Source organism: Streptomyces sp. KL116D, assembly GCF_030766975.1.
Taxonomy (GTDB): domain Bacteria; phylum Actinomycetota; class Actinomycetes; order Streptomycetales; family Streptomycetaceae; genus Streptomyces; species Streptomyces longispororuber_A.
Map to the genome: position 1 here is coordinate 1 of NZ_JASERH010000120.1, position 23,181 is coordinate 23,181.

The following is a 23,181-nucleotide window of genomic DNA, read 5'->3' on the forward strand; positions in this document are numbered from 1 at the left end:
AGATAACCCGAAACAATTGCTGGGCTGAGCGTGACGGGCACCTACGACGACCCGTCGCCCAGCGCTCAGCAGGTGGCCCTGGACCATGCTCCTGAGCCGTCGAGCCTGACGGTGGCCTTCCGCCCGGATGGCTGCTCTGAGGGCACAGGCGGTGCTCTGGTCGTGGGCGATCCGGCCCTGGCCCGAACGACGTGGCGGGCCGGATGCCCATCTCCAGGAGCTTCGTCCTGCTAGTGGCTGATCTTTGTCCAACTTTCGGCGAGGTCCTCGTCGGAGAGGGAAAGTCCCGCCCTGCGATGTTCTCGCGCAGGTGGCCAACACCTTATCGCAGGTAGCCGGGGATGAGCAGGATGTTCAAGACCGCCGCAGCAGCCAGGCCAGGATGCAGATCGACACGATGCGGCACCGCCGACGGTCACGGCGGGAGCCAGCCATGACCGCAGCGGCGAGCCGCCGAGCGAAGATCCAAGACGCATGGCTCTAGACATCGATGATATCAAATGACGCGTTTTGTCTGTCCCATGTGGAATGAGCATTGCACATAGCCCCAGACCATCTATCTCTGCAGACACGTTAGTGCTTAGCACCGTGCGACTGAAAACATATATTTTACCCATAGCCTGATTGCCTTCAACGCTGAGATGTTCACGAGAGCCTGAAGGCTATGAGGCGATGGTCGGCCCTTTGTGGTACCGCCTTCGAGCTGAGACTTGCACAGCCTGATGAATTGAGGCTGAGGATCCTTAGGTTTTGGATTCCGCGCGGGCAACCCCGCCTCGGCTGGAGGCCAGCCTCCTGTTGACCGTGACCGCACCGACCTTGGTCACGATGTGCAGCGATGCAGAGTAGGGTGCAGCGCCTCACGGATCAGCTACAGACGCGTGGTCCGTATGCGCCTGGCGGCGTCGATGCGGGTGATCCCGTGGGCGGCGGCTTCGGGCGCAGGACGGCGAGTGAGTGCCGTCGCGGTCTGCCGGCGGGCCCATGACGCGGGGGCCTGCCAGCTGCATGGCGCCGGTAGCCGAAGCGTGACGGTCAGATCGTCTAGGGTCCAGGGTGCCGGCCGGTGATGCGGCGGGCGCTCGTGGTTTACGGTCATGTCGTCGATGCTCGCCCCGGCGGTCCGGTGCTGCTTCCAATACCGATACGGCGCCCGTCTACCTGGCGGGTATCACCGCCGCTGCTGTGGTCAGCGGGACATCTGGAGCACCCGGGCGAGCCGAGGTACGCGGCCGCTGTCGCGGAGTGAACTGCACTTCGGCCGTGCCGCCGAGCGCCCGGCATGGCCCAGCTACCGCTGTCCCGGGCGATCCAGCAGCTGGAGCGACTGTCTCTGTTGGAACGCAACCGCCGCGGCGTCTCTCTGACCGACGCCGAGGTGTTGCCGCGAGGCCAGCCTCGACATGGACCGTCGCCGCCGTTCGCCGCTGCACCCGCTCGCGGCCGGTGGCGCCGAGACGTCGGGCGGCCCCCGAAAGCGTCTCTGCCCTGGCGGTGAAGGCCGGCGCGTCCCACGAACTGCTGCACACCTCGACGCCTACGCGGCCGAGCCCGACGCCGTTGACGTCGAGGTATGCCGCCGAGCGGCAATGCGTGATCAAGAAGGAATGCTGCGCGACGGCCGCTGACGTGGCGCTCATGCACGCGCCGTTCAACTCCCCTCGCCGGGTTCGACAGCGAAGAACTGATGACTGAGGGGCAGATCGCCGTCCTGCTCGCCGGGCACCGCCTCGCTGCAAGACGCCATCCTGAGGCGCGATGATTGTTGATATCTTGATTCTCTTGTTTTGGTTTGTTATTCCAGAGATAGACAACTCATCTTTAACTGAATTTGAGAGATCCATGGAGACTAGATGTGGTTGGCGACGGATGTTTGACATGGCACTGCCCCGGACTCGGCCCGGCGCCTGGCTGCTGGTGGGCCGAGGCTATCACCGCAGTCCCTGACCGACGCACCTCCCGTCGTCACCCATATCGCCTGGCCCGCGCTACAGCCGTCTCCTCTGCTCTCGCCGGGCTGATCCAGCACTGCGCAGCAACACGGCTTTTGACCCGCCGGTCACCTGCCATCGCGGCGCGCCGGCCGCCGTCCCCATCGACGCCACCAGGTGACGCCGCTGTCCGCGGCTGGCCGCATGAGCTCAGTCGGGACCCCCAACTCGCCCTGCATAGCGGGATACTGGGTCTGTCTGACGATTAAGAGGCTTGAGAGGCTGCGGAGCAGTGGAATTCACGCGGAGGTCAGGTCGTCCAGGTCCGGTCGGGGGACGGGGACGCGGCACGCTGCGCTGTCGTGGGTGGGAGCTCGCGGGGCTGCTCGCTGCGCAACAGTCCTGGCCGAGCATGCCGACCGGGTGACGGTCGTGGGCAGGACCGGCACGGATGATGCAGGACATCGGGCCCGGCGTGCCGCAGCCCGGCATCCACATGTCCTGGCTGGAGGGCGGGGCCAGTTGGCGCTGGAGTCGCTGCTGCCGGGGTTCCTGGCCGAGCTGCGGCGGCTCGGGCGCCGCCAGCGGTCGGGATGCCCTCGGACATGGTGCTGTGGCAGGACGGGCAAGTTGGTTCAGACGACCGCCGACGATGTCGCACATCTATACCGGCTCCGGGCGCAGCTGGGAGGAGCTGGTACGGCGGCGCGTCACTTGCCCATCCGGTGATCGACGTGGTGGAGGGACCGACGCTCGCCGGGTTCCTCAGTGACGCCTCGCGCTTGACGCGTGCTGGTGCCGGGATCGCTCCGGCGCTTCCCGAGGAAGGAACAGGCCGTGAGGGCGGACCCTGCCAGTCGTGGATGCGTCCGGCGGCACGAAGGCCCGCCAGTGGCTGGAGGCGATCGGGGCCGAAGCGCCGCAGCACGAGGTGAGACCATCGACACGGGACCTCGGCCTACTCCTCCCGTGTCTGCCAGATGGAAAGAGTGGTGTCCTCGACGCGAGCACCCTGGCGGGCCACTACTGCGTCTCATCAGTCCCGCGCAGACCCACGCCGGTGGAGCGCTGCCGTTGGAGGACGGCACCCATCTGGTGTCATCGTGTCGGGGCTGCGATGACGAACCGCCCTACGGACGACGAGCAGTTCTGGGCGTACGTCAGAGAAAAGCTTGCCGCATCCGCTGCTGCATCAGTGGATGGACGAGGCCGAACCCGCTCCCGTCGGCGTTCGGCTATCGGCGTGACGGCGCATTCGCCGCCGTTACGACCGCCCGGCCGCCGCCCGGCAGGCTTCGCTTGCCACCGGCGACGCCCTGTGTCATCGTTCAGCGGTCTACGGGCGCGATTAGCCGCCGCGGCGATGAGTGCGCCGATAGCCCTGCGCGACGCCCTGGCTAGCCGATCCACGGCGGACTCCCACCACGCGGCGCGTGCGGCAGCGGTCCTCGATGCGTCTCGGCAGGCATGGGACATCTCCGCCGGGGCGGACCGCTTCATGCCGGGCGCGGTGGGGACGGCCGCGGCCGCCGGGTCGGCGGACCGGGTCGCCAACTGGTACCTGCAGCGTGCGATGGGCGCTACCTCGCCGATCCTCTGGTGGGATCGGCTCTCCGCTCCCGTGCTGGACCTCTGCGCGCGCGTCACCAGCCTGTTCGCTCCATCGGTAGCCCGGGCCGTCCTCTTCCGGCCCCTGACGCCGACGCCCACCGAACCGCCGACGACACCGGAGGAACCCGCAGCCTGAGCCAGGGCGATCCCCGGGCCGACGCCCGAAGAGCATGGCCGCGCATCACCATGCTCAGTGTTGAACTCGCTGTTCGGCGCAGGGCTGGGCGGCTCGGATGCTGTCACTGATCCGCTCGATGAGGCCGAGGGCGTGGGCCAGGGCGCGGCGCTCGTCCTCGTCCAGCGTCTCCTCCATCGCGTCGGCGAGTGCACCCGACTTCGCTGACGGCAGGTCCGCGCGTCGAGCGCCTTCCTTCCCCGCCTTCGTCGGGTGAGAACCTTCCGGCGGGCGTCGCCCGGGTCCGGCCGCGTGGCCAGGAAGCCCGCCTCGGTCAGTTCCCTGACGGTCGTGGCGGTTGTCTGGTGTCGCACGCCGCGCGCGCCGCCAGGTCGGTCGTGGTCATCGGCCCCCGTGTGTCGAGGAGGCCGAGCACCGCAGCCGGGACGGACGCGAGCCGGTCGACGGTACGGGTGCTGCGGACCAGGGTGCCGACAACTTCCCGGAGTTGGGCGGCCAACTGGTGGGGAGGGGGCTGGTGGCTTCGAGGGCGCATCCTTCACGTCTGCCAGCTTAGCAGTGGAGTACAGGGAGCCCTGTATTACAGGGTTCCCTGTAGTGCAGGGTGCACTGTATATATTGTGCAGTGAAACCTGTGCATCAGAGTCTTCACATCAGGGGCCGGGCCGCAGGGGCCCGTGCAGCCATCGATGGGAGTACAGCAGTGCAGCTGGTCAAGCACGCCCACGCATGTGTGTCGTTGGTCAAGGACGGTGGACGGATCGCCATCGACCCCGGGACGTTCACCCCGACGCGAAAGAGGTGGTGGCGGCCGCCGACGCCGTCCTGATCACGCACGACCACTTCGATCACTTCGACGAAGCTGATCGCCCACGCCCTGGACGCCCCGTCCCGGCCTGCGGGTCTACGGGCCGGCCTCAGTGGTGGGACGTTGGGCGGCCCGGCGCGGCCAGGTCACCGCAGTCGACGAGCGACCGCTTCGAAGTCGCTGGTTTCGACATCGTGGTCTCCGGCGAACTGCATGCCCCGATCCACCGTGACATCCCCCGCGTCGCCAACGTCGGCTGTCTCGTCGACGCGCCTCTACCACCCCCGGCGACGCCTACGACGTACCTCCGCGCCTGTCGACACGCTGCTGCTGCCCACCAGCGGGCCGTGGACCCAACTCGGCCGAGCGGCCGACTACGTTCATGCGAGGTCGTGCGCCCAGCCGCCTGGGTCCAGATCCGACGGATCGCGCTCAGCCGGCGCGACAGTGAGTCCGTGGCTCGGTTTCCCTGAGCGCGGCGCTGACCGACGTGCCCCTGACCATCTCCTCCCGGAGGGCGACACCATCACTGTATGAGCCGCGCGGAGCGGCCGGCCGCGCACCGCTGCTGTTCAGGTGCGCGGCCGAACGCTGCCGACCCGGATCCTAGGCCGCGTTCGGCCGCCGACAGCTGCGCTGCAGGCCTGACGGCCGGGTTCCAGCAAGCGACCGGTGGAGGGTGGGGGCCCGTGACGCCTGGCACGGATCTGCTTCGGATCGATCGGAATCTCGGCGCGCCGTGTTCTCGGCATCGCTCCTCGGCGCAGCTGCCGCGCCACTGGTCCCACTGCGCAGCGGCTGTACTGGTTCTGCCAGTCGTCGCCATGAACTTGCGTCGTAGCTGGACTGGCCGATGCGCTTCAGGTCCGACTCGTCGTTGTGCCAGATGCCGTTGCTCGTCCAGTTCGAGGAGCCGACGAACACGATCCCTGGCGTTGGTCGCGCCCGCATATCCGCCGCTCGACCATCATGTACTTGTTGTGCGTGTAGTGCAGGGCATTGCCATTCGCGTCGGTGCCGCGGGTGGGTCGTGCACGTCGATGTTCGGCCGGTCCTCGAGATAGTTCTGCACGCTGGCATCAACCTGGCCGGCGGTGAAGAGTATGTTGATCTTGACGCCGGTTTGCGCCAGGCTCACCAGCTTCTTGGGCAGTTCCAGATAGTTCCGGTCGCCCGGCTCCCCGTGGGAGGTCCACTGGAACATGGCGATGCTGATCGTGGCCGGCGCCTTGATGTTGTCTGCCAGGGAAGTCAGACTCCAGGTGTCGCTCCTGCCGCGCCCGCAGGCCACTGGTAGGAGGGGCGGGACAGCGTCGTCCTGGCGTCCGTGCCGCTGGTGGTGTGTGGTAGTCGGGCACCAGCGGGCGGACCGTTGAGTGCTCCCTGGACATGGCGTGAAGTACCGACGTAGGAGTTGTACAGGTCGACGCTGCTCTTGACGGTGAAGCCGCTGTTCCACGCGGTCCTGGCCTGGGCGAGTGGGGTTGGCGCTGCTGACGGTCACCGTCCTGCTCGCGTCGCTCCCGCCGCTGAGCATGTAGTACTTCGCGTGCAGGGCGGAGTCGGAGTAGTGGGTCAGACAGCCGCCCGGACACAGCGCGGCGAAGCTGGAGGCCTGCGGGTCGTTGCCCAGCTCGGTGACCATCGACTGCCAGATCGCATTGTCGCTGTGGGGAGTCCATCAGCGCCTTGACGATGACGCCGCGCTGGTGCGCGGCTATCAGAGCGTTGGCGAAGTCCGGGCCCGGCCGCGTGTTGCCTATCGAGTACATGGCGACGCGTATGGTCTGCCCGCAACCGGCGCTGTTGATCGATTCGATGATCGGGCCCATGACGTTCATCTCGCGTCGGGGTCCTCCGGGTCGTTGAAGCTCGGGCCCGGTCTCGAGGTGAACGTCCGAGACTCGCAACTGAGGAGTCTTGGCCTTCTTGATCGCCGCGTGCGCCGCTGTCGGCGACAGCGCGGTGACGCGCCAACGCGGTGATCAACGTGAGCGTTCGCTTCATGGACGGGCCTTTCGCTGGGCTGTTTGACGATGACGAGTCGGGGTGGTGCTGTGGTGATCGGCCCATGAGTGGTCGCCGAGGTGGGCCTGGCATCCTGCGTCGCGGCACAGGCCTCGTCCGGCAGTTCGGTGACGGACTCGCACGTCAACGGCCTGGTGAACCGCCCATGGATTGCGATCAGTTGGCTGCGCTCGTCTCGAGCATCGCAGCCGTCGCCGTTGATGTCGCTCGCAGGTGAGGGCGGCGCGCCGGCGGTCGTACGAGGAGGCCGCGGGGTCGGCGATGGCGGTGCCGCCGGGCAGGCCGCACGTGTCCTCTGCCCGGACGCAGCAGCGTTGCCGGCGGAGGACGCGACGCCTCCGTAGCCCTCCCCCGCTGAAATCCGCCTGGTGGTGCGTCACGGAGTCGGCCGCTCGCCGTGCCACCGCCGACGCGGCGAAGAGCGCACGCCGGCCACAGGCGTCGCCACGGCGCCCGCTGTGGCGACGCGGATGCGCATCGGAGGCGGGGCGGGAAGACGTCCGTGCTTGGCCATGCGCTGAGCTCCTGCTGGGGACAGGGACATCGGCGGACATCCCGCGTCAATGCGGTGCCGTTCCGTAGGCGTTTGCCCGGTTTGCTCCAAGCGTGACCCACCGTTCGGCAAACAGGAGACTCGCAAAGGCGCCTAAGTGCTGCACCGAGAAAGCAGGGAAGTACGGCGTGAACGCCCGAGTCGCCCTCCCGCTGCACACATCTTGGCCACCGCCCGGCCCATCACTGTTCATGACGGAAAGCGCAACTCCACTCATGGGGTCTCGGTCTAACGCCATGAGCACAGCAAGAACCACCAAACCAGGCATACCAGAAAGGACTCTTCACGCATGCGTGTCTACAGCACTCTCGCCGCCACTGCCGTCCTCGCCCTCGGCGCCGTCGGCTTAGCTGCACCGGCCGTCCAAGCGGCCGCCGTGGCCCCCGCCACCGTCGTCCACGACGGCGGCGAGCTCTGGTACGAAAGCCGCACCCGGCCAGCAGAACAGTCTGACCGTCGCCGAAGAGATCGAGGAGCGTGGCGAGTTCGAGGCCTACTACGTTCCCTACCTTCCACGACCGCTACGACATCGATGTCGACGCGAGCGCGGCGGACACGGATCGAGATGCATCGTACCCGCGTGCAGAGCGACCGCAGCGTCGTGCGGTGCGCCGTCCTGATCCCACAGAATCTCGGATGATTCCGACAGCTATGACATCGACCTCGGAGACCAGGACGACACGGCTGCGCTTGAGCCGGACAGTCGTGCGTGGGCCGGGGTACATGGCGGCGAGGGCAATGACGTGATCACGGCGTCCGCGTCCGCGATGCTGTACGGCGATGACGGAGACGACGAACTGGACGGCGAGGGCGGCCCGTTCGGCTTCGGCTCCTCACGGCGGTCCGGGCAGACGACACGCTCACTCACTGTGGGCAGGACTGCTTCGGCGAGGGCGGGAACGGTCTGACCGGCACCGCCGAAGGGAACACCCGCACGGTGACGGCGGCAACGACGTCCTCGCACGGCAAGGTGGCGCCGACACCTCTACGGTGTGCAGACAGGGACAGGCTCTGGCGACAGCCGGCGATGACGTCCCGTAGGCGGCGCAGACCTTCTCTGGCGGTGCCGGCAAGAACGAGCTGCACCAGGACTGACGGGGCGCCCCGCGGTTGATGATCCGCCGCGCAGGGGACACGTCGAGGACCCAGAAGCCGAGTGATGCGCGGGATCCGTCAGGCACGTGCTATGCCGCACGCGCGTTCTGCGGTATCCCCGCGGATCCGATGGTGCCGGCACCCGGAGACTGGGGCGCCGCCTGGCCTTGACCGGGCGGCGTCTCGGCGCCTTCGGCGGCCCGGCTCAATGGTGCGATCCGGATCTGTCGCGACAACGGTGCCGCGCTGCCAGTGTGACGCCCAGGTCCGGGTTCCTGCGACGGACAGCAGTTCCAACTGCTCGGCTCCCCTGGCTTCCGGGCGGCGCGGTGAACCACAGCAGGCGTTGGCGTCCGTCCTCGCAGTCAGGCTTGTAGCGGGTGTAGGAGGTAGGCGATCGGCGAGCGCGATGATGAGGCTCGCGAGTTCATCGGGGCGCTCGATGACGAACGGCCGGTCGAGCGAGGCGAGTGTCCGCGGCAACCAGTCGAGCTGCTGCGCGCGCAGCCCGACGCGCAGCCAGCGCTCGGCTGCCGGGTCCCGGTCGGGCTGAGGCCTGCGTGCTCCTCCAGGCCGGCAACACGGCGGGAAGGTGGGCGCGGATCTGCTCCACTGTCCCGGATCCCGCGGCGTCACCATGCCGTAATCGTCGGGCGAACCCTGACAACACGCGCTGCATGCTGACCGGGACCACGGGCGCTTTCGAATGAACCGGGCAGGGCCCGCGCGTTCGCGATGCGATCGAGCCGGAAGCGTCCGGTCCTCGCCGATCTGGGCGTCCCCTCCCGTGACGTACCACCGGCCCCGTGGCGACGATCCCGTACGCGTGCGCGTGCGTTTGTTTGCGCCGTCCCGTCGCACGGTCGGTGTAACGGATCGAGACCGGCCGGCGGTGGCGCACCGCATCGGCGACGGTGAGCAGGGCCCGGCGTCCGGGTGGTCCAACTCGCCGGGCTGATCCGTGAGCGCGAGCCTCCAGGAGTGAGTCGAGTCGGCGGGCGATGTGCTGGGGCAGCACCCGGCGGATCTTCGCCGACGCTGTCTCGTTCGCCGTGAGCCCCGCCGCCGTCAGCTCTGCCCGGCGGCCGGCGACCAGGCCGAGCAGCACGGCGTGCGCCTCGTCGTCGTCAGCATGAGCGGGAGGCAAGCGGTACCCGGGGCTGAGCTACCTGCTGTAACGGCCGCGCACCGATTCCACGGGCAAGTCCAGGTCGATCAGCTGGCCCACGTACCGCCGCACAGTGCGCCCTTCGACGCCGAGCCGGTCGGCGAGTTCGGCCACCGTGCGGTGCCGCCCGACTGAAGCAGCTCCAGGAGTGTCAGCACGCGGCCAGTGGGTCGGGACATGTGTACCCAAAACCTAGCGCGATTACAGGACCGATTCTTGTCCTCTATACCTCCCTAGCCTGCGACGTGTACGCCTCCAGCACAGCCAGATGGGAGACTATGGACTTCGTCTCGATCCGCATCATCACCAGCGACGTAGCGCGCCTGCGTCGCCTTCTACGAGCGCGTCACTGGCGCGCGGGCGACGTGGGCCACCGAGGACTTTCGCCGAGCTCAGGACCGGGCGCCACCTTCGCGATCGCCGGCACCCGACTGGTCCGCTGTCGCCCGGGCTCTGCCCGCCCGGGCGGACAACCACAGCGTGATCACCTGAGTTCCTCGTCGACGACGTGGACCGCGTGCACCAGAACCTGACCGGCTTCGTCACCGACTTCGCTCAACGGGCCCTCCACGATGCCCTGGGGCACCGGTCTCTGCTGTTCCGTGACCCCGACGGCAATCTCGTCAACTTCTTCACCCCGTCACCCCGGGCCGCCATCGAAAAGTTCGCACGCTGATGCCCCCGCACGACCGCGTGATCTCGCGACCGCGCGATCGCGGAGACTCGTGCCTTCGTGGCCGAGGCAGCCGTGGTCTCGTGTCGACCCGCCCGGCACGCGGCACCACGGTCCCGCCGCCATGGCACGACTCGCTGGATCCGACGTGGCGTGCTCGGGGTCCGGGATCCGCCGGGATCAGCAGCGGTCCGCCGAACCTCTCCCGCGACCGGCCCGTCCCCGCCGTGCCTCAGGACCGCGCAGGGCCGGGCGTGACCGATCCATCGGTCCACTTCGTCGGCAGGTATCGGGTCCACGTAGCTGAAACGGATCACCCTCCTCAACGGCCGTGTGGCGAAAGGGAGTCAGCGCCTCTCGAACTCATCTGTCGCGCCGGCAACCGGAGTCCCTCGCCACGACGACCCCGCGTCCTCCGACATAGCGGGGTCTCGGGAGCCGGCGGCTGTCCGAGCGGTGCCGTCTGGCGCAGCTGGCCTCGGGGTGATCCGAGGCTGAACTGACGCGCCAAGCCTCGAAGTTGCGGATGTTTCCGGCCATCTGCGGAGGGTTGAGCTCTCCAGTCGGAATCTTGCATTCCAATGAGATTGGGGCGGAGGACCTGGGAAAACGTCATCGCCTCACGGGTTCGGCGCGCGTGAACAGAGCCGATTTTACCTGCCCGAAACCTTTCCTGTCGGGAGTGGATTCCAGACAAATATCGTTTCGGCCTCCTGACATGTACGCGCCCGCGGTGTCACCCTCTCTCCACCGCAGCTGCGGTCACCTGTGCTTTGATCAAGGCCGGGCGGGCCGATCGTCTGCCCTGTCTGGATTCACACCGAGGGAGTTCGAGTGGAGCCACATCTCCGCGCGTCGCCGCGGCAAGGATTCTGGCGATCGCCACCGCCAGATCGCCGCCACAGGAGCCCTGCTCGCCACAGGGGCAACCACCAGCGCCACAGCCGCGAGCGGGGCTTCGCGAGCCGCCTGACCGTGCTGTCCGCGGCGCAGCCGTCCCTGGTCAACGAGGCGCAGGCGGACGCCGCGCAGACCGCCTCGGAGACAGCCCTCCCGGCGCCAAGGAGGAGCTGGTCGTCAAGGACGTCGTCAGGACGTCGGACGGCACCGTCCACACGCGCTACGAAGCGCGCACCTGTGCGTGGGCCTTCCCGTGCTGGGTGGCGACCTTTGTCGTCCACACCGCCAAGTCGGGTAGGCGCAGGAGCAGCCTAAGGCGAACAAGGCCACGATCAAGGTGGCGTCCCTCACGCCGAGCGTCGCCGGCGGGCAGGCCGAGAAGCAGGCGGTCTCCGCCGCCAAGGCGCCTCGCCCGGCCGGGTCCGAGGCGGACGGCGCACGCAAGGTGATCTGGGCCGGCTTTCCGGGCACGCCCGTCCTCGCCTACAGACGGTCGTCGGTGGCTTCCAGGACTGACGGCACCCCGAAACCAGCTGCACGTCATCACCGACGCGACGACGGGCGAGAAGCTCTTCGAGTACCAGGGCATCGAGAACGCCACGCACCGGCAAGACCCTCTTACTCCGGCAGCGGCGATGTGCTCCGGTGTCACCCTGTCCGGCCTCGACCTACTTTGCAGCTGTACGACACCTCACCCAGCGCGCGGCGGCCAAGACGACGGGCCCGAACCTGGCCCGCAAGACCTCCGGCACCCGGCACCCTGGTCACCAACTCCGACCAGCACCTGTCGGAACCGGCACCGCGTCCAGCTCCTCGTCCGACCAGACCGCGGCGCCGACGCTGCCTACGGCGCCCAGGGAGACCTGGGACTTCTACAAGAGCACCTTCGCCCGCAACGGCATCACAGAACAACGGTACGGCGGCGTACTCGCCGCGTCCACTACGGCAACGCGTACGTGAACGCGTTCTGGGACGACAGCTGCTTCTGCATGACCTACGGCGACGGCAGCGGCAACACCGACCCGCTGACCTCCCTGGACGTGGCAGGCCACGAGATGACGCCACGGCGTCACCTCCAACACCGCCGGCCTGAACTACTCGGGTGAGTCGGGCGGTCTGAACGAGGGGCCACCTCCGACATCTTCGGCACGGGAGTCGAGTTCTACGCGAACAACGCCTCCGACGCCGGTGACTACCTCATCGGCGAGAAGATCGACATCAACGGCGACGGCACCCCGCTGCGCTACATGGACAAGCCCAGCAAGGACGGCGCCTCCGCCGACTCCTGGTCCTCCTCGGTCGGCACCAAGGACGTGCACTACTCGTCCGGTGTCGCGAACCACTTCTTCTACCTGCTCAGCGAGGGCAGCGGCTCGAAGACCATCAACGGCGTGACCTACAACTCGCCGACGTCCAGCGACTCCACTGTCACCGGCATCGGCCGGGCCACAAGGCGCCGCAGATCTGGTACAAGGGCTCTGACGACGTCTTCGTCACCACGAACACAAGTCGGCCGCACGGGTCACCCTGAGCGCGGCATCCGCGCTCTACGGCTCGAAGCGACAGTACGCCGCGGTCGCGGCGCCTGGGCTGCAGTCAGCGTCAGCTGAATCCCTCGGAGTTGACTTGACGGCGGTGTCCGGCGCGGCGGCGCCGGGCACCGCTGCCCGCAGCGCCCGCCGAACGGCGAACGATCAGCTCTTCATGCGAGCGAAGGCGTGCTCGACACGGGCCGTGCTCAGCCGGCCGAACCCCGAGGAGAACCGTGCGTTCTGATCGGAGCCAAGATCGCTCGGCTACCATCTCGGACGCATCGCCGCGGGCAAGGAACGTTGCCCATGGCTCGTGGCCCTGACGGCCGAGTCGTTCGATGCGCTCGGCCTCGCGGGACTGGACGGCATCCAAGGCGTCGAGTGCGGCTGCCGGTCGTGCCCCGTAGGCGGCGCAAAGGGCGTCGAGGCGGTCCCGAATGCTGCGCCTCACCGGAGATCGATGCTCTTCGCTGCTGCTCCGACGGGCGGCACGGCACGTACCAGGCCTTGGATTGCGCTAGGTCGTCGAGGGCGCCGGGCCGGCTGCGCAGATCCCAGTCGATGAACCCCGCCAAGCGGTCACCGTTCCAGATGGAGTTCCATGGACCGAGGTCTCCATGCCTGATGATGATCATGCCGCCATAGTCGTCCTCCTGGCCCACTGCCATCGTGCGCGTCGGCCGGCGGCTGGAAGTCCCCGGACGGCGTCGTGGTACTCGCGCAGCCAGCACCAATTCGCTGATTCCAGTGGTCGAACGCGAGAGCCGACGGCCAAGGTGGTGGAACGCGGGCTCGACCGCACCAGCGACGGCGCACTCATCGGTGCCGTCCGTGCCGCGAGACCGCGGAGCCCGAGGTGCGAGCTCGCCTCCGCGCTGCGTGGTCAACAAGGCGTGTACCGCGGACGTCCCGCTGCCGACGGGCCGGCGGATCGTCTCGCGATCTGCCGCACCGTGGTCACGCTGCCCTTGTCCGTAGCGCCATCCGCGATCATTGGGACAGCGCAGCCCTGCTGCCCGTATCAGCGTCATGGATATCGGCGCCCACAACAGCCAGCGCGATACGCCCAAAGCAATCACCAGCCAGACCTCAGCAGCCTCGGACGGAGGTCGCCCACAGGTCTGATGAACTTTCACGTGAGGAGCAGCGGAGCCGCCCTGAGCTCCCGAGCTCCGCAGTGTCGGTCGTGTCACCGGACCATGCACAAGCTTGCCGACCGCGAAGGGTTCCCTCACCGGAACACCAGAGCGCCCAGCTTCCCTGCCACCTGAAGAAGCCTCGCGATCCGACGCCATCCCATTCTGGCATTTCCGACCACGTCGGCATCACCGTCGCCGACCTGGACGCCGCGACGGCATTCTTCGTCAGCCTTGGACCGGACTGCCGGGCCGACGGGAAGATGGCGGTCGAGGGCGAAGCGAACACGGTGATCGGCATGGTCGGCGCCCGCACGGAAGATCGTCATGCTGCGGCCGCCCGTGGAGGCACGACACTGGAGCTCGAGCTTCACGCGGCCGGATCACCTCCCGGGACTGCCTGCTGCGCCGGCCAACGAGCTGGGCGCGCGCGAACGTCGCCTTTGGCAAAGCACGACCTCCAAGCCGCGGTCGACCGGGCCGCAGCTGACGGCTACGGGCCTGCGGAGGTGTCGGCACGTACGAGGGCGTGTGGCATGGCCCCTACGTCCGAGGCGAAGGCATCGTCGTCTCGTTGGCCGAGCGCACTGGAGAAAATGAGCAACATCATGAATGGAACTGTCGCGACGAACAGATCCGAGATCTCGCAGCGACCGCCAAACCGTACAGTCTCGCGATTCTTCAGTGGGAGCCGGCGCGAACCATGGACGGCGCGGACGCGATCGAACTCGAACACCAGCGACGCATGGTGTCGTTACGCGCCGAGGAGTGATCGCGGTCCTGTGCCCGGTGGCCTCCGATGACCTGGCTGGAATCGCGATCATGACCGTGTCGACCGAGGAGGCTGCGGACATCATGGCCGGGGGACCCATGTGTGCGAGCCGGGATGATGCGCTGCGATGTTCACCTCGTGCCACGGCGTCCCTGACACCCTCCCGCATGGAGCGATGGGCCTGCGGGCAGTGACTGCCCCTCGACTCCGGGCGACGCAGCCGGATGACCCGTGGCGCCGGTACGCAGGAGCCCTTTGAGATACGGTGGCAAACCGTCACGCGCGAGTCCAGCATCGTTTGACAGGTCTCCATCGCGCCACACGCGGCACCATCGCGCATGTCCCAGCGTGCGCGCACGCCTTATGGAGAGCAGCCCGCTCATGCTTGACATCGCCGATCCGGTGACACGCACGCGCCAGCCTCTCGGTCACGCGGTCCCTCGAGGGACTTGCCGACCTCGCCGTGGGAGCCCTCACCCGAGCGATCTTCCTGACGCTCAGCCGGGGCTGCCCGACCAGCCGGACCGGGCGGCAGCCTGCAAGCGGCGCGCGCGCTGCTCCTCGGCGACGCGGGCATCAGTCTCCACTGTAGCTCATTCCACGCCGCTGCTGCTTCTTCGCCAGCAGACCCGACCGGGCTTTCCGAGGTCTGCGAAGACGTGCAGAAGCAGCTGCCCGCCGCGGCACGATCCCTCAGCCGGCCTGCGACATGTCGGTCGCTGTGCCTGCTGTTTCGGCTGCTTGGGCTCAGCGGCCCGTGGATGCCCGCAAGCATCGCCGCCACCTCGCCACTCCGGCTGAGTGCGCGAGGTCGAGTACACAGGAGAGTTCCGCGATGCCGCCATCGGGGCGTGCAACCTGGGCAAGGGCAGCACTGTCTCGCCTCAACCGTTCTGCGTGCTCTGTCAGCCCTGCGTTCGGCGCGCAGGAGGGTGCGCGAGGTAGCGAGCAGACCGCACAGCTCTCGACGCGCTCCTGGTGCCGATGACGGCGATCGACCATGTGCACATCCTCCAGGACGAGGCCCTCGCATGGCGGTGCTTTGATCCACGGTTCCCGCCTCTCCGTCCTGGCGGCCGGCGGGGTCGGCACCCTGCCGGCGGGTCGCCTGCCGTCAGATCTGGACGAAAGAAGCGCAGCGGTGCGGCATCTCGCCCTTGCTGCCAGTGGCGCCCAGCGCTACGACTGCGCTGGCTGACTGGGACTCCGGTTGAGGTTGCAGGTGAATGCGCCCGCAGCGGATGTGCTGTCACCGGCCAGGGTTACGCAGGGGCGGCAGGGATGCGTAGCGTCTGGCAGCCATGTCGTCCTGTCCATCACTGGGGTACTGCTTCGGCCAAAAGGCTGCGCCAGTTCATCGATCGGCGCGCCCTGCATGGTGACGGGCTGTCCGGGCGATCGCGTCGAGGGCCTTGGTCCAGCGAAGCATCGCGGCGTTCGACGAGTCCATCCGTGTGGGAGGAGGGGGCTGCCCGTCTTTGCGGTCCGACAGGTAGACGTTTCCGTAGACGCGACCGCGGTGGGTGATGGCGGGCCGACCACATTCCGCAAAGGTGTTCACCTTCTTCGTCGAGCACGCCCAAGACTCCGTACCGGGCTCCGACGAGGTTCATGGCCGTCCGCACGATACGTCGCAGGACCGTGGGCAGTTCGAGCTCGCTGTTGATCCCGTGAACGACCTGGAGGTGTCCTTGCAGGTCGCGCTGTGCACGCGCCAGGGAGTGCAACCGCTCGCCTATACGATCCAGGTCAGCGCTGAGCGGCAGGTTGAACAGTGACATGTGGGGCGGGGCCACGTCTACGGACCCGTTGTCCGATGGACCTTGTTGCTCTTGCGTCACCACACTGAGGGGCTGCTGTCGCCTCGCACTACGAGCACTGGGCATGTGGCGTGCTGGACACAGTGCATGGCCACCGAGCCGAGCAGTAGTCCTGCGAAGCCGCCGCGCCCTCGGCTGCCGACCACGAGCAGACGTGCATCGCGAGAGGCGTCCAACAGCGCGCCGGCTGCGGGGCCGAGCCGTACGTCGGTGTGTACCTCCACCTGCGATCCGTCGCTCAAGGCTTCCCTGGACAGTCGCTTCGAGATCTTCGCGTGCCCGGCTCTCCAGCGCTTTCGCGTCGCTGCTCGACGGTGGGAGCCAGCCGAGCGCACCCTGGAACGAGGGATGTCCCAGGCGGTCACCGCCTCGACCACCGCCCCCGGTCATCTCTGCCTGGCGCAAGGCCCAGCGAAGGGACAGCACCGACGCTGGTGAACCGTCCACGCCTGCCACGATACGACCGACGTTCTCCTGCTGGCCTTTCATATGTGTGTCTCCGTCTGCGCGACAAACCTGGCTTCTCTTGCTTCGGCTCCAAGATCCCAGTACATACAACCGTGGGACTCTCCCTGTGCATCCGCAGGAGCGCGCCGGACCCTTTGGCCGTCGGAGGCGTCGCTCAGCTTCGGGAAGGCCCGTTGTCCCTCGCCAGGGCAGGGACCCCCGAGTCACTCCGTGACATCGCGGGAAGCGCTACTGAACTGTGTCGCTCGGGCGGCACGGCCCGGACGGCACGGCTGTGCACTCTGAGCTCTTGTGCGGTGCGCGGAGAGAAAAACATTGCATTTTTGCGCTCAATAGTCTGGTTCGGTCCGATGGTCGAGCTAGGTGTGGAGTGAAGTGACCAAGCAAAGTGTTGCTGAGCAGTACGTCGATCTCTTGGCCCGTGCGGGTGTGCACCGCATGTACGGAGTGGTGGGCGACAGCCTGAACCCTGTGGTCGACGCCGTCCGACGACACCGCTCCCTGGAGTGGGTCCAGGTGCGCCATGAGGAAGTCGCGGCGTTCGCGGCCGGTGCCGAAGCGCAGCTCACCGGGAAGCTCGCCGCCTGCGCGGGATCGTGCGGGCCGGGCAACCTGCATCTGATCAACGGCCTTTACGACGCCCACCGGTCGATGGCGCCGGTCCTCGCCCTCGCGGCGCAGATCCCCAGCGGCGAGATCGGCACCGGGTACTTCCAGGAGACCCACCCGGACAGGCTGTTCGCGGAGTGCAGCCACTATTCGGAACTGATCTCCCTCGCCACGGCAGATGCCCCAGGTGGTCCAGACGGCCATCCAGCACGCGGTGGGCCGACGCGGGTATCGGTGATCGCAATGTCGGGCGACGTCGCCGACGAGGACGCTCCCAGCGGCGGAGCTGAACTGACCGTACCGCTGGACAGGCCCTCCGTTCGGCCGCCCGACCATGAACTCGCGCGGCTCGTCGAGATGGTGGACGCCGCTGGGAGGGTCATGTTGTTCTGCGGCCGGGGCGTGGCCGACGCCCATGCGGAGGTGATGGCCTTCGCCGAGAAGGTCAAGTCCCCGGTAGGACACGGTGCTACGCGCGGCAAGGAGCACATCCAGTACAACAACCCGTTCGACGTCGGCGTAGTCGGCCTGCTCGGCTACGGTGCGCCTACGAGGCCATGCACGACTGTGATCTGCTGATCCTGCTCGGCACCGACTTTCCGTACTCGAACTTCCTGCCACGGAACGTCAAGACGGTACAGATCGACATACAGCGAACGGCTGGGCCGACGAACGCAGTTGGAGCTCTTTGCCGTCTGGGGGACGTGGGCGAGACGCTGAAGTGCCTCACGCCCGCGGTGCGGGAGGAAAGAAGTCGCGACGGTTCCTCGACCGGATGTTGAACAAGCACGTCCAGAGTCTGGAAAGGGCGGTCGGCGCGTACGAGGAACGTCGAGTCGTTCACCCCGATCCACCCCGGTACGTAGGCGTCGGTGCTGGATGAGTGCGGCCGACGACGCGGTCTTCACCGTCGACACCGGAATGTGCTGTGTCTGGGCGCCCGCTACATCACTCCCAACGGTCGTCGCCGCGTGCTGGGCTCCCTTCGTGCACGGCCTGATGGCCAATGTCTCTGTCCCAGGCGATCGGCGCCCAGTTCCTCGACCGCGGTCGGCAGAGTGGTCTCCCTCTCCGGTGACGGGGGATTCTCCATGCTCATGGGCGACCCTCACGCTCGTCCAGTACGACCTGCCGGTGAAGGTGATCGTCTTCAACAACTCCTCTCTGGGGATGGTCGACCTGGAGATGATGGTCGACGGCCTGCCTCCGCACAGGACCACCTACGCGCACGCACCGACTACGCGGCCATCGCCACAGCGGCCGGTGCCCGCGGCATCAGGGTGGAGGTCGGCTGATGTACGGGGCGCCCTGCGTGAGGCGTTCGCCCGCTGACGGGCCGGCCCTGGTGGATGTGGTCACCGACCCGGACGCGCTCGCCATCCCACCCAGGACGACTGCCCGAACAGGTCAGTGGTTTCGCCCTGTCTGCGGGCCGCGCCGTTCTCGACGGAGTGCGATGATCCACGTCGCCCGGACGAATCTGCGCAATATTCCGCGACGTGAGCACGTGAGCCGGCCGAGTCGACGCTTGGCAAGCGGGTCGAGCGAAAGCCGGGCCGAGGCCCGCATGGCCATTTCGGCGATGACTCTTTCATCCGGGCAGAAGCCAGAGAGAAATGTGAAACGAGAAATGCACGACCGCTTTGTCGGTGTGTGGGAGTAGCGGGCCAGAGCAGCATGCCGAGGAATGAAGGCATCCGTCTTCTTCTCGCCTTCGGACGAGAGGAAGCAGGCGGCGACGCAGGAGGAGGGTGCGCGCGGTCTGCGGACTTGTTCTGTGCAGCTGGACTGCCAGTCCTTCGCTGAGACTTCCCAACAACGTTACGGCGTGTGGGAGGTATGACGGAGAGCGAGCGCCGACTCCGGGAATAGGGCGCTCGGAGGAAAGAAGGGCGTGCGCTCACGGAAAAGTCGGCACCAAGGCTTCGCGCAGACTCGACCTCAGCAGGCGCGAATGAGGTCGCGAAACTTCGCGGACATGCACCTCGCAGACCGATTCAACCCTCTGTTCTTGAAATCTGGGAAGAGGCAGGACACTTACCATGGAAATCACCCACCACACGGCAGTTCTCAACGGAATCAAGCAGCACTGGGTCAGCGCAGGCAGGGCCCTCCGGTCTATCTGCTGCACGGATTTCGGAGATCTGGCACGGCTGGCGCAAGCAGATTCCCGTGCTGGCGGAAAAGTACACCGTGACAGCACCGGACCTCCGCGGTTACGGAGATACGGAGAAGCCCGCGTCCCGCTACGACAAGCGCACGATGGCCAAGCGACGTGGCCGCGCTGATGGACCACCTGGGGCACGAGAAGGTCGCGCTGGTCGGTCACGACCGCGGCGCGCGGGTGGGGACGCGGTTCGCGAAGGACTTCCGTGTCCGCGTCGACCGGTTCGTCGCGATGGGACGAAACATCCCGACCAGGGTCATTGCGGACACCTACGATGCGGCTCTCGCGCGGCAGGGGTACTGGTTCTTCACCTTCCTCCAGGTTCCCGACCTGCCTGAATCACTGATCGCCGGCAACGAGGAAGCTTGGCTGACGCACTTCTACCGCAGCTGGTCGTACAACCCGGACATGCTGACGGCCGAGGAGATCGACGTCTATGTCCGCGCCTACCCGGCAGCCGGGGCGGTCCGTGGCTCGTGCATGGACTATCGGGCCGCTGCCGAGGACGTCGCCCAGGACCGTGAGGACGCGGACCAGCTCATCGACTGCCCTGTGCTGACCATGCGGGGCGAGAACTTCAGCGCGGTCGGTGAGGCGTACGACGTTCTCGACGTGTGGAAGGGCATGGCCCGCGACGTTCGCGGGTCGCCATTCCCCAGTGCGGCCACCTCTGCCAGGAAGAAGCAGCCCGAGGTCGTCAACGCCGAGCTCCTGGCCTTCCTGGACGGCTGGAGCGGATGAAAGCCGAGCTGACCGCGCCCCACAGTCCCGGGCGATGACACCTATCCACGACATGGAAAGAAGGGAGCAACCCGCTATGCCGCTGCTCGATCCGAAACCGGGGACGCTGCGTCCTCGCACCACGCAGGGGCCGTCGGTCGACAGCTGCCGACAGCCGGGCGCCCGGCACCCCGGCCTCTCTGCGGACGCCCTCGTCGCTCGACTGGGGGCGAGCACAAAGTGCTGCACAAGATCTCGGACCTGGTGAGATACGCGTCGGACGCCAGCCCGTACCGGCTGGTTCCCCGTGTGGTCGTCATCGCCGAAACCGTCGGCGACGTGGCAGCCGTCCTGCGATTCGCCCGCGAGAACCGTCGTCACGTCGTCTTCCCTGTGCCGCTGGAACCTCCCTCAACAGCCAGGCCCAGGGGGACGACATCCTGGTGGACGTACGCCGCCACTGGACCGGTGTGGAGGTCCTGGACGGCGGCGACCGGGCGCGAGTACAGCCGGGTACGACGGTGGGACGGGCCAACATCACGCTCTCCCGGCACGGCCGGCTCATGGGTCCCGACCCGGCCAGTTCCAGTGCGTGCACCGTCGGCGGTGTCGTGGCCAATAATGCTTCCGGGATGACCGCCGGCACCACCCGCAACTCCTACCGGTTGCTGTCCTCCTGACCGTGGTACTGCCCTCGGGACTGGTCGTGGACACCGCGGCCCCGGACGCAGAGGCGCGTCTTCAGGCGCGGCGGAGCCAGGGAACTGTGCGCGACCCTGCTCGCGCTCAAGAGGCGAGTCGAGCGGGACAGCGCTTTCTCGTGGCGCGCATCCGCGCCAGGTACGAACTGAAGAACACCAGCGGCTACCGGCTGGATGCGTTCCTCGACGGCTCCGACGCGGTGGGAATCCTCAGGGCCTCATGGTCGGCTCGCGGGGCACCCTGGGCTTCATCGCCGAAACCGTCTTCCCGCACCGTCCCGCTGGACAGGAAGACCTGCACGGCACTCCTGTTCTTCCCCTCGATCTGCCCGCCGCGGCTGCCGCGGTGCCGCTCTTCAACCACGCTGGGCCGTGCCGTGGAACTGATGGACGGCAACACACTGCGTGCCTGTGCCGAGGTGCACGGAGTGCCCGACGACTGGCGGAACCTGCCGCAGGACACCGCCGCACTGCTGGTCGAGTTCCGTGCCGCCTCGAGGAGGATCACCTCGCCGACCAGCGTGCCGCCGCAAGCGTCCTCGCCGGGCTGGAGTTGGTGGCGGTGCCCTCGGTGACCAACAGCTTCGTGACCGACCCCCGCCTAACGCAGACCTACTGGCACGCCCGCGAGGCGTTCATGACAGCCGTGGGCAAGGCCAGGCCCACGGGCACGACGCGCTGATCACCGAGGACTTCGCCGTCCCGCCCTCGCGCCTGGCCGAGGCGTGCGGGCTCTGTCGCAGATGCAGCAACGCTACGGCTACACCGCCGCGGTGGCCGGCCACGCGCCCACGGCAACCTGCACTTCCTGCTCGCCTTCGCTGCGCGCCCCGACGACGTCGACCGCTACGCGGCGTTCATGGACGAGTTCTGCGCCATGGTGATCGACCGATTCGACGGCTCCCTCAAGGCGGAACACGCCACGGGCCGAATATGACGCCGTTCCTGGAGGCGGGTGGGGCGCACAGGCAGCGGAGATCATGTGGCGGATCAAGCAGGCGTTCGACGCGCACGGAGTGCTCGCTCCGGGAGGTCGTGCTGAACAGGCCCGGGGCCCACCTCCAACGCGAAGACCATCCCGACCATCGGGTGCCGTCGCCGACCCCTGCATCGAATGCGGCTTCTGCGAGCCGGTGTGCCCCAGCCGTGATCTGACGACGACTCCCCGGCAACGGATCGTGCTCCGGCGCGAGATGCTGCGCCAGCCCGCCGAATCGCCCGTGACCGAGGGCCTGTTGGAGTCCTACGGCTACGACGCCGTAGAGCACCTGCGCGAGGCGACTCGACCTGCAAGATCGCCTGCCCGGTCGGTATCGACACCGGAGCCATGATGGAAAGCAGTTCCGGCACCAGCGACACGGCGGTCTCGCGGAACGCAGCGCCGAGCGGGTCGCCGAGGCACTTCGGTGCAGTGGAGTCGTCCGTGCGCATCGCCCTCGGCGTCGCGGATCACGTCGACGACCGGCTTCTGCACAGTGCCACGTCCCTCGCCCGCACGGTGGTGACAGCTGATCTGGTGCCGGGAGTGGATCACCGCGATTCCCGGGCCGGCCCCCGGGCACTTGCCCGAGACCCGACGGGAGGGTGCCGCAGCCGTCTACTTCGTCGCCTGCGTCAACCGCATCTTCGCGGGACCTGAGGCAGGGGAGGACCTCCCTCTGCCGGAGGCCGTGGTCAGGCTCTCCGGACGGGCGGGCCCGCCCGCTCTGGGTTCCACCGGACCTCGTCGGCTCCTGCTGCGCGACCATCTGGCACTCCAAAGGGATACGACGACGGCAACGCCTTCATGGCCAACCAGACCGTTGAGAAGGCCTGGGAGTGGACGGACGGCGGCACGCTGCCCCTCGTCGTCGACGCCTCTTCCTGTGCCCTGGGCGTCGGGCACGAGATCGTCCCCTACCTGACGCCGGAGAACAAGCGCAAGCACGAGCAACTGGACGTGGTCGACTCCCTGGTGTGGACCGCCGGCGAACTGCTGCCCCACCTCACGGCGTCGCGGAAGGTCGACAGCGCGGTCATCCACCCGACGTGTTCGATGAGGCACCTCGGCGACGTGGAACAGCTGGAAGAGCTCGCGAAGTTCGTCGCCCACGAAGGTGAGCGTCCCCGTGTACGCGGAGTGCTGCGGCTTCGCCGGGGACCGCGGCATGCTCCACAAGGAGGCTGACCGAGTCGGCCACTGCCCCACGAGGCGGAAGAGGTTCTGGCGGGCGATTACGACGCCTACCTCTGGGCGAACCGCACCTGCGAGATCGGCATGGAGCACGCCACGGGCCGCCCGTACCAGTCGGTGCTGCTGCTCCTCGAGCGCGTCACCCGGCCCGTCTGACCCCCATCGCCCGATCGGGCACCC

General features: G+C 67.7%; 15 protein-coding genes and 4 pseudogenes. 11 read left to right on the top strand and 8 right to left on the bottom strand.

Going from position 1 to position 23,181, the window contains the following annotated elements; all coding sequences use genetic code 11:
• The first annotated feature begins 3,429 nt into the window (after positions 1–3,429).
• Positions 3,430–3,678 carry a hypothetical protein gene (locus tag RBJ77_RS45025; protein ID WP_372350275.1) on the top strand — a complete coding sequence of 83 codons (249 nt, stop codon included), beginning with the start codon at positions 3,430–3,432 and terminating at the stop codon, positions 3,676–3,678.
• 54 nt (positions 3,679–3,732) lie between these two features.
• Here the strand turns inward: RBJ77_RS45025 and RBJ77_RS45030 are convergent, their stop codons facing one another.
• The 4 genes and pseudogenes from RBJ77_RS45030 to RBJ77_RS45045 all read right to left on the bottom strand — a co-directional run bounded on the left by RBJ77_RS45030 (position 3,733) and on the right by RBJ77_RS45045 (position 9,444).
• Complete coding sequence (locus RBJ77_RS45030) at positions 3,733–3,855, bottom strand: hypothetical protein (RefSeq protein WP_372350276.1); 123 nt, start codon at positions 3,853–3,855, stop codon at positions 3,733–3,735.
• A gap of 1,598 nt (positions 3,856–5,453) precedes the next feature.
• Positions 5,454–5,777, bottom strand: a complete 324-nt coding sequence (locus RBJ77_RS45035) for a hypothetical protein (RefSeq protein WP_372350277.1) — start codon at positions 5,775–5,777, stop codon at positions 5,454–5,456.
• 2,652 nt (positions 5,778–8,429) lie between these two features.
• Positions 8,430–8,523: pseudogene (locus tag RBJ77_RS45040) on the bottom strand (transcriptional regulator); the annotation flags it as partial.
• Between the two features lie 804 nt (positions 8,524–9,327).
• Positions 9,328–9,444, bottom strand: coding sequence for an HTH domain-containing protein (locus RBJ77_RS45045; protein WP_372350278.1), 117 nt, complete (start codon positions 9,442–9,444; stop codon positions 9,328–9,330).
• Between the two features lie 394 nt (positions 9,445–9,838).
• Here RBJ77_RS45045 and RBJ77_RS45050 point away from each other — a divergent pair, with 394 nt between their 5' ends.
• From RBJ77_RS45050 to RBJ77_RS45065, 4 genes are all read left to right on the top strand, one after another.
• Positions 9,839–10,006: a hypothetical protein gene (locus RBJ77_RS45050; RefSeq protein WP_372350279.1), complete on the top strand. Its 168-nt coding sequence runs from the start codon at positions 9,839–9,841 to the stop codon at positions 10,004–10,006.
• A gap of 1,542 nt (positions 10,007–11,548) precedes the next feature.
• Positions 11,549–11,863 (top strand): hypothetical protein, encoded by a 315-nt coding sequence (locus RBJ77_RS45055; RefSeq protein WP_372350295.1) that lies wholly within the window; start codon positions 11,549–11,551, stop codon positions 11,861–11,863.
• The gene (locus RBJ77_RS45060; protein WP_372350291.1) at positions 11,767–12,009 is read left to right on the top strand and encodes a hypothetical protein; all 243 of its coding nucleotides are present in this window, start codon (positions 11,767–11,769) and stop codon (positions 12,007–12,009) included. The genes RBJ77_RS45055 and RBJ77_RS45060 overlap by 97 nt, the downstream gene beginning before the upstream one ends.
• 33 nt (positions 12,010–12,042) lie before the next feature.
• The gene (locus RBJ77_RS45065) at positions 12,043–12,513 is read left to right on the top strand and encodes a M4 family metallopeptidase (RefSeq protein WP_372350292.1); all 471 of its coding nucleotides are present in this window, start codon (positions 12,043–12,045) and stop codon (positions 12,511–12,513) included.
• Between the two features lie 128 nt (positions 12,514–12,641).
• Here the strand turns inward: RBJ77_RS45065 and RBJ77_RS45070 are convergent, their stop codons facing one another.
• Positions 12,642–13,730, bottom strand: a complete 1,089-nt coding sequence (locus RBJ77_RS45070) for a phosphotransferase (protein WP_372350280.1) — start codon at positions 13,728–13,730, stop codon at positions 12,642–12,644.
• On the bottom strand, positions 13,667–13,945 hold the full coding sequence (locus RBJ77_RS45075) for a hypothetical protein (protein ID WP_372350281.1): 279 nt from the start codon (positions 13,943–13,945) through the stop codon (positions 13,667–13,669). The genes RBJ77_RS45070 and RBJ77_RS45075 overlap by 64 nt, the downstream gene beginning before the upstream one ends.
• Positions 13,946–14,145: 200 nt before the next feature.
• Here RBJ77_RS45075 and RBJ77_RS45080 point away from each other — a divergent pair, with 200 nt between their 5' ends.
• On the top strand, positions 14,146–14,343 hold the full coding sequence (locus RBJ77_RS45080; RefSeq protein WP_372350282.1) for a hypothetical protein: 198 nt from the start codon (positions 14,146–14,148) through the stop codon (positions 14,341–14,343).
• A gap of 1,465 nt (positions 14,344–15,808) precedes the next feature.
• Here the strand turns inward: RBJ77_RS45080 and RBJ77_RS45085 are convergent.
• Positions 15,809–16,184 (bottom strand): annotated as a pseudogene (locus RBJ77_RS45085) (hypothetical protein); the annotation flags it as partial.
• Entirely contained in the window at positions 16,181–16,540 is a 360-nt protein-coding gene (locus RBJ77_RS45090; RefSeq protein ID WP_372350283.1) for a universal stress protein, read from the bottom strand. The pseudogene RBJ77_RS45085 and the gene RBJ77_RS45090, both read right to left, overlap by 4 nt.
• Before the next feature lie 529 nt (positions 16,541–17,069).
• Here RBJ77_RS45090 and RBJ77_RS45095 point away from each other — a divergent pair.
• The 5 genes and pseudogenes from RBJ77_RS45095 to RBJ77_RS45115 all read left to right on the top strand — a co-directional run bounded on the left by RBJ77_RS45095 (position 17,070) and on the right by RBJ77_RS45115 (position 23,157).
• Positions 17,070–18,022, top strand: a pseudogene (locus RBJ77_RS45095) (thiamine pyrophosphate-binding protein).
• 292 nt (positions 18,023–18,314) lie between these two features.
• A complete protein-coding gene (locus RBJ77_RS45100; protein ID WP_372350284.1) occupies positions 18,315–18,572 on the top strand; it encodes a thiamine pyrophosphate-dependent enzyme in 258 nt (85 codons plus the stop codon).
• Positions 18,573–18,927: 355 nt separating this feature from the next.
• On the top strand, positions 18,928–19,083 hold the full coding sequence (locus tag RBJ77_RS45105; protein WP_372350285.1) for a WhiB family transcriptional regulator: 156 nt from the start codon (positions 18,928–18,930) through the stop codon (positions 19,081–19,083).
• 432 nt (positions 19,084–19,515) lie between these two features.
• Positions 19,516–20,148: an alpha/beta fold hydrolase gene (locus RBJ77_RS45110; RefSeq protein WP_372350286.1), complete on the top strand. Its 633-nt coding sequence runs from the start codon at positions 19,516–19,518 to the stop codon at positions 20,146–20,148.
• A gap of 76 nt (positions 20,149–20,224) precedes the next feature.
• Positions 20,225–23,157 (top strand): annotated as a pseudogene (locus RBJ77_RS45115) (FAD-binding and (Fe-S)-binding domain-containing protein).
• Positions 23,158–23,181: the final 24 nt, after the last annotated feature.